The sequence below is a fragment of the Streptomyces sp. NPDC057638 genome (genome assembly GCF_042800315.1).
In the GTDB taxonomy this organism is placed as follows: Bacteria; Actinomycetota; Actinomycetes; order Streptomycetales; family Streptomycetaceae; genus Streptomyces.
In genome coordinates this window covers 1-6,408 of the sequence record NZ_JBHVHF010000382.1, presented here as the reverse complement: position 1 = coordinate 6,408, position 6,408 = coordinate 1, and the positions used below count along the sequence as shown (strand labels likewise).

General features: G+C 72.1%; 7 protein-coding genes. 6 read left to right on the top strand and 1 reads right to left on the bottom strand.

Annotated elements, in window-relative coordinates:
- The first annotated feature begins 117 nt into the window (after window positions 1-117).
- The 3 genes from ACFVIM_RS31400 to ACFVIM_RS31390 all read left to right on the top strand — a co-directional run bounded on the left by ACFVIM_RS31400 (window position 118) and on the right by ACFVIM_RS31390 (window position 2,239).
- On the top strand, window positions 118-702 hold the full coding sequence (locus tag ACFVIM_RS31400) for a biotin transporter BioY (protein WP_384308622.1): 585 nt from the start codon (window positions 118-120) through the stop codon (window positions 700-702).
- A gap of 72 nt (window positions 703-774) precedes the next feature.
- On the top strand, window positions 775-1,260 hold the full coding sequence (locus ACFVIM_RS31395; protein WP_384308620.1) for a ribose-5-phosphate isomerase: 486 nt from the start codon (window positions 775-777) through the stop codon (window positions 1,258-1,260).
- Window positions 1,261-1,423: 163 nt separating this feature from the next.
- Window positions 1,424-2,239: an Fpg/Nei family DNA glycosylase gene (locus ACFVIM_RS31390; protein WP_384308624.1), complete on the top strand. Its 816-nt coding sequence runs from the start codon at window positions 1,424-1,426 to the stop codon at window positions 2,237-2,239.
- 54 nt (window positions 2,240-2,293) lie between these two features.
- Here the strand turns inward: ACFVIM_RS31390 and ACFVIM_RS31385 are convergent, their stop codons facing one another.
- Entirely contained in the window at window positions 2,294-3,529 is a 1,236-nt protein-coding gene (locus ACFVIM_RS31385) for a GNAT family N-acetyltransferase (RefSeq protein ID WP_384308618.1), read from the bottom strand.
- A gap of 319 nt (window positions 3,530-3,848) precedes the next feature.
- Between ACFVIM_RS31385 and ACFVIM_RS31380 the strand changes: the two genes are divergently transcribed.
- The 3 genes from ACFVIM_RS31380 to ACFVIM_RS31370 all read left to right on the top strand — a co-directional run bounded on the left by ACFVIM_RS31380 (window position 3,849) and on the right by ACFVIM_RS31370 (window position 6,358).
- On the top strand, window positions 3,849-5,000 hold the full coding sequence (locus ACFVIM_RS31380) for a PP2C family protein-serine/threonine phosphatase (protein ID WP_384308615.1): 1,152 nt from the start codon (window positions 3,849-3,851) through the stop codon (window positions 4,998-5,000).
- A 340-nt stretch (window positions 5,001-5,340) separates the two neighbouring features.
- Entirely contained in the window at window positions 5,341-6,189 is an 849-nt protein-coding gene (locus ACFVIM_RS31375) for a helix-turn-helix domain-containing protein (RefSeq protein ID WP_384308613.1), read from the top strand.
- Window positions 6,149-6,358, top strand: a complete 210-nt coding sequence (locus ACFVIM_RS31370; protein WP_384308610.1) for a DUF397 domain-containing protein — start codon at window positions 6,149-6,151, stop codon at window positions 6,356-6,358. Before ACFVIM_RS31375 ends, ACFVIM_RS31370 begins: the two co-directional genes overlap by 41 nt.
- The last annotated feature ends 50 nt before the right edge of the window (window positions 6,359-6,408 follow it).

Below are 6,408 nucleotides of genomic sequence, written 5' to 3'. Positions count from 1 at the left end.
GGGGAGCACACCACCGCGGTGTGCTCCCCCGGCATCCGGGACACCGGCGTACCGGCCACGGCACACCGGCCGGAACCAGCCGCACCGCACCGCACCCACCCACTTGGGGGAGACCTGATGAGCACCGCCACCGGTACCGCCATCGCCCACCCGGGCACCGTCCTCGCGGACCTGCTGCCCGCCTCACGCGTCCGTGACGTCGCGCTCGTCGTCGGCGGCGCCGCCCTCACCGGACTGGCCGCGCAGCTCTCCGTACCCGTGCCCGGGTCGCCGGTGCCGGTCTCCGGGCAGACCTTCGCGGCGCTGCTCGTGGGCACCGCGCTGGGCGCGCGGCTCGGCTTCCTGTCGCTGGGGCTGTACGCGGTCGCGGGCGTGGCCGGGGTGCCGTGGTTCGCGGAGGGCACGTCCGGCTGGGGGATGCCGAGCTTCGGCTATGTGATCGGGATGATGCTGGCGGCCGCGGCCGTCGGCGCGCTGGCCCGGCGCGGCGCGGACCGGTCGGTGCTGCGCACGGCGGGCGCGATGGTCCTCGGCTCGGCCGTGATCTACGCCGTCGGCGTGCCCTATCTCGCCCTCTCCACCGGGATGACCCTCTCCCAGGCCGTCGCGGCGGGCCTGACCCCGTTCCTCATCGGTGACGCCGTCAAGGCGGCGCTGGCGATGGGCCTGCTGCCCACCGCCTGGAAGCTCACCCGCCGCTGACACCGCACCGCCGCGGGGGTGGGCACACCCCTGCGGCGGTGGGGGCGCCGGGGCCGTGACACACTCGGACCCATGCGCGTCTACCTCGGTTCCGACCACGCCGGATACGAACTCAAGAACCACCTCGTGGAGTGGCTCAAGGCCAACGGCCACGAGCCCGTCGACTGCGGCCCGCACATCTACGACGCCCAGGACGACTACCCGCCCTTCTGCCTCCGCGCCGCCGAGCGGACCGCCGCCGACGCCGACGCCCTCGGCATCGTCATCGGTGGCTCCGGCAACGGCGAGCAGATCGCGGCCAACAAGGTCAAGGGCGTCCGCGCCGCCCTCGCCTGGAGCGCGCAGACCGCCGCCCTCGGCCGTGAGCACAACAACGCCAACGTGGTGGCGATCGGCGCGCGCATGCACTCCGAGGAGGAGGCGACGGCGTTCGTCGAGACCTTCCTGGCGACCCCGTACTCCGGCGACGAGCGCCACACCCGCCGGATCGAGATGCTCTCCGTGTACGAGACGACCGGCGAGCTGCCCCCGATCCCGGCGCACCACCCCCAGGGCTGACCGCGCCCCCCGGCTGAACGCTCTGGCCGGTCGGGCTCCCGGCCCGCCCGGCCGCCGCTATCGCGCCCCCGCCCCGCCGCCGCGCCCCGCGCGACCCGGCGGGGCGCCGCCGTCCCCAGCGACCACCGCGCCCGTGGCGCGGCAGCAGCAGGAGAGGAAGTCCGTGCCCGAGGGCCACACCATCCACCGCCTCGCCCAGGACCACCGCGCGCTCTTCCTGGACCGGCGGCTGCGTGTCAGCAGCCCGCAGGGCAAGTTCTCCGACTCGGCGGCGCTGCTGGACGGGCAGCCGCTGACGGCGGCCGAGGCACACGGCAAACACCTGTTCCTGGGCTTCGGGGCGCTGGGCTGGGTCCATGTCCATCTCGGCCTCTTCGGCACGGTGGACCTCGGCGCCCGGCCGGCGCCCCCGCCCACCGACACGGTCCGGCTGCGGCTGCGGGCCCAGGCGCCCGAGGCGTATATGGACCTGCGCGGACCCACGGCCTGCGCCCTGCTCACCGACGGCGAGAAGGCCGCCGTCCACGACCGCCTCGGCCCCGATCCGCTGCGCCCGGACGACGACGCGGAGCGCGCCTGGGCCCGGATCTCCCGTTCCCGCTCCACGGTCGCCGCGCTGCTGATGGACCAGAAGGTCATCGCGGGCGTGGGCAATGTCTACCGGGCCGAGGTCCTCTTCCGGCACGGGATCGATCCGTACCGTACGGGCCGTGACCTGGCCCGCGCCGAGTGGGACGCGATCTGGCCCGACCTGGTCGCGCTGATGCGCGAGGGGGTGCGGAACAACCGCATCGACACGGTACGGCCGGAGCACACCCCGGAGGCGATGGGCCGCCCCCCGAGGGTGGACGACCACGGTGGCGAGGTCTATGTCTACCGCCGCGCCAACCTGCCCTGCCATATCTGTCATACGGAGATCCGCAGGGCGGACCTGGCGGCGCGCAACCTCTTCTGGTGCCCCACCTGCCAGCGGCGCTGACACCGTCCCGCCGGGCGGCGGCGCGGGCACTCCACGCCACCGCCCGCGTTCCCGCTAGAAGCCGTGCGGCACCCACGGCGCCGCGTCGCCGCCGAACGCCAGCGACGCCTCCGCCAGCGCGCCCGAGCCGGGAACCAGCTCACGCACCCGCCCGGCGGCCGCGAGCGTCGTCAGCGTGACGCCGCCGAGGTAGGCCGCGCCCAGCTCCCGTACCGTCAGCGCCAGATCGGCCGGGTCCTCGGTGCGCTCGCAGGCGGCGCCCTTGGCGTCGGCGGTCAGCCGCCAGCGGCCGGTGTTCCAGGGGCAGAAGTCGTCCGTCACGTCGAAAACCACATCGACCGGGACGCGGTAGGAGCGGGCGGCCAGGGCCGCGCCGACGTCCACCAGCCGGGCGTGGAGGCCGTCGGCCGTGTGGACCTGACAGCGGCGGACGTCGGAGACCATCTGCTGCCAGGCGTCGTCCACCGGCCGCGAGCCGATCTTCACGGTCGTGGTGAGGTCGATCGAGCACAGGAAGCGCCACAGCGCCGCGTACGCGACCGGGGTGAGGGCGGCGATGTCCTGGAGTTCGACGGTCCCGGTGGGGCCGGAGTCGTCCCAGGAGGGCCGGTTGCGGTAGCGGGCGTAGCCCACGGTCTCGCCGTCGACCTCGGCGAGTACGCACTGGAGCGGTGAGGCGCCCGCCTGGAGGGCGGCGCTGTCCACGGTGAAGAACCGCTCCCAGCCGGGCACGCGGCTGATCGTGCCGGGGCGGTCGGGGACGAGCCGGGCGTAGACCGCCTCGCACTCCTCGATCGCCTCGGCGGGGGACACCCGCCGGACCCGGACGGCGTCCGTGCCCTCCGGTACGGTCAGCCGGACCCGGACCGTGTCGATGGCGGCGCTGATCTGCCAGGTCGCCGTGGCATAGCCGAAGCGGCCGTAGATATCGGGCTCGGAGGCCAGCAGGATCGCCACGGACTCGCCCCGCTCGCGGACGTCGTCGAGCAGCCGCCGCATCATCGAGGTGAGGATGCCCCGCCTGCGGTGGGTGGCGGCGACGCTGACCATCGTGACGCCGGCCATCGGGACGGTCTGCCCGCCGGGCACCGTCACCTGGAACGAGAAGGCACCGGCCGTGCCGACGCACTCGGTGCCGTCCCAGACGGCGAGCGAGCGTTCGAACTCGGTGTGTTTGCGATAAAGGGAACGTTTCTCTTCCGCCTCCTGAATCCCACCGAAGGCGAGCTCCAGGTTCGAGAACCACGGGTCCCACTCGTCAGGCCGCAACACGCGCAACTCGGTCGTCATATGCCATCCGTATCAGCGCCCACGCGCCGACGCGACCGAATTTGCGCGGCGGGCACCCCCGGGCTCGCTCCGTGAGTATCTGGCTACGAAGGGTTCCCTCCGCTCTGACGTGGGGCGTCGCCGGATCCCGCGCGCACCGCCCGCCGCCGGGGCCCCCGCACGGGCGAGGACCGGGCCGTCCCCCTCCGCTCACCACCGCAGCGTCTGTCATATGCCATGACTATCTGCCGATACGGCGACAGAGCGACACCATTTCGAACACATTGTCACAGGGGTCCCCCTGCACGAAGTGCCGATGGATCGATAAGGTCACACGACAATGGCTCGTCGCGGTGGAGTGGAATCAGTCAGCGCCCGGCTGCGGAAAGCAGTGCACCGGGTGCGCGTCTCGCTGCGTAAGTCCGCGGTCGACTACTTCCGGGGCGACGGCGCCGACACCATCGCCCTCGCCGGACTGCTGGCGACCGTCCCCGCGATCACCTTCGGCACCATCAACAACTCGGAGTGGATCTCACCCGCCGCGCTCGTGCTGCCGATCGTCGCCGGGGCGCTCCTGCTGCGGCCCGCGAGCCTGCTCGGTCTCTACGCGGCCTGCGCGGGCGGCCTGATCGTCGAGACCCTCGTCCTCGGCCCCTACACCGACGGCCCCGCCCGGGTCACCCCCGGCACCGTCCTCGTGGTCGCCGCCTGCGGCTTCTTCGGCCTGCTCATCGCCCAGTTCCGGGCCAGGGTCGGCGTGCCCTGGAGACGCGGCGGCACCATGCTCTTCGACCTGCGCGAACGCATCCGGGTCCAGAGCGCCCTGCCCCGCCTCCCCAAGGGCTGGCACCGCGAGATGGCCCTGCGCCCGGCCGGTGGCCAGTCCTTCTCCGGCGACTTCGTCGTCGCCGCCCGCACCAGCGGCGGACGCACCCTCGAGGTCGTCCTCACCGATGTCTCGGGCAAGGGCATGGACGCCGCCTCGCGGGCCCTGCTGCTCTCCGGCGCCTTCGGCGGACTGCTCGGCTCCCTGCCGCCGCACGGCTTCCTGCCCGCCGCCAACGGCTATCTGCTGCGCCAGGACTGGGACGAGGGGTTCGCCACCTCCATCCACCTCGTCCTCGATCTGGAGTCCGGCGACTACGAACTCCTCTCGGCCGGGCATCTGCCCGCGCTCCAGCTCAACGCCGGGACCGGGCGCTGGGAGGAGAAGAGCGGTGACGGGCCGCTGCTCGGCGTCTACGACGGCGCCCAGTTCCACCCCGTGAAGGGGTCGCTGCGCCCCGGGGACGTCCTGATGCTCTTCACCGACGGGCTGGTGGAGGCCGCCGACCGTGACCTCAGCGAGGGCATCGACCGGCTGACGGGCGAGGCGGACCGCTATGTGACGGCGGGGTTCGAGGGCGCCGCCTGGCATCTGATCGAGGCCGTCGCCAAGGACGTCAACGACGACCGCGCGCTGCTCCTCCTCTGCCGCGACGCGGGCTCCTGACAAGGACTCTGGTCCGCCGCGACGCGGGCTCCTGACGCGGGTCCGCCGCGACCCTGGCCGCCTGACCCGGGCGGGGTCCGTACGGGAGCCCGGACCCCACCGGCCGTACCCTCGGGGCCGCGCGGCCCGGCCGCACCCCCGCCGCTGGACGGGCCGCCCCTGGCGGTCACCCACCGTGAAGTCCCGCCCGGGGCCCGGCGTCCGGATCCGGCTCGCTCAATTGCGCGATTAACTCCAGGTGGGGCGGGGTAAGTTCGGGTGAATCACCGCCCGGGTCGCACCCTCCTGATTAGGCTGCACCACGAAACATGAGCAACCCTCCGTAAGGTTGGTGCCAGTCGTGACATCACTGAAAGATCTCGATCCGAGCGCGTCACCGCTCGACTACTTCGGCGCTGAATTGCGTCGGCTGCGCGAGGCCGCCGCCCTGAGTCAGGGGCAGCTGGGGGAATGTATCTATGTGACCGGCTCGCTGGTCGGTCAAATCGAAACCGCGCGGAAGGTCCCGACAAGGGAATTCTCGGAGCGGGTGGACGCCGCCCTGATGACCGATGGGGTTTTCTCCCGCTTGGTGGGCCTTGTGTTGCGGAACCAGTTGCCGACGTGGTTTCAGCCGTATGCGGAGATGGAGGCGAAGGCGACCTACATCTCCACGTACCAGGCGCAGTTGGTCCACGGTCTGCTCCAGACCGAGGAGTACGCCAGGGCCGTGCTCGGCACCTGGACGGACGAGGATCTGGACGCCAAAGTCGAGGCGCGGATGGAGCGCCAGCGGATACTGGAGAAGCGGAATCCGCCCGCGATGTGGGTGATCCTGGGTGAGGCCGCACTGCACCAGGAGATCGGCGGGAAGGGTGTCATGCGGCGCCAACTGGTCCATTTGTTAGAGGTACAGCAGCGGCCCTGGGTGAATCTTCAGATCCTGCCGTTCTCGGTCGGCGCGCATCCCGGTCTGATGGGCTCTTTCAATGTCCTGCGCTTCACCGACCATCCGGACATCGTCTACACCGAGGATCTGGTCCAAGGTCACATGACCGCCAATTCCGAATCCGTTCGGGAGGGAACGCTCCGATACGATCTTCTCCGCGCCGCCGCGCTCTCCGTGGAGGACTCGGCGGAACTCATCGCCCGCGGTGTGGAGGAGCGTTATGGGGACCGACCCGAAGCCGACGAGGGCCCGCTGGTGTAAGTCGTCCTACAGCGCCGACGCGGGCGGCGACTGTGTCGAGGTCGCCGTGGACTCCGCCACCGTCGCCATACGGGACTCCAAGCGGACCGGTTGCGGCGGCCTCACGGTCGGCACCACCGCCTTCGCGGCCTTCCTGCGCGCCGCGCGCGGAGGGGAACTCCCCGGCTGACCGGCGCACACCGGATGAGGAGGGCCCCGCCCGCGGGGCCCTCCTCATCG

Excerpts from the sequence above, each read along its gene's own strand:
- ACFVIM_RS31370 (WP_384308610.1), top strand. The coding sequence starts at position 6,149 with ATGGGGACCGACCCGAAGCCGACGAGGGCCCGCTGGTGTAAGTCGTCC.
- ACFVIM_RS31385 (WP_384308618.1), bottom strand. The coding sequence starts at position 3,529 with ATGACGACCGAGTTGCGCGTGTTGCGGCCTGACGAGTGGGACCCGTGG.
- ACFVIM_RS31380 (WP_384308615.1), top strand. The coding sequence starts at position 3,849 with ATGGCTCGTCGCGGTGGAGTGGAATCAGTCAGCGCCCGGCTGCGGAAA.
- ACFVIM_RS31400 (WP_384308622.1), top strand. The coding sequence starts at position 118 with ATGAGCACCGCCACCGGTACCGCCATCGCCCACCCGGGCACCGTCCTC.
- ACFVIM_RS31395 (WP_384308620.1), top strand. The coding sequence starts at position 775 with ATGCGCGTCTACCTCGGTTCCGACCACGCCGGATACGAACTCAAGAAC.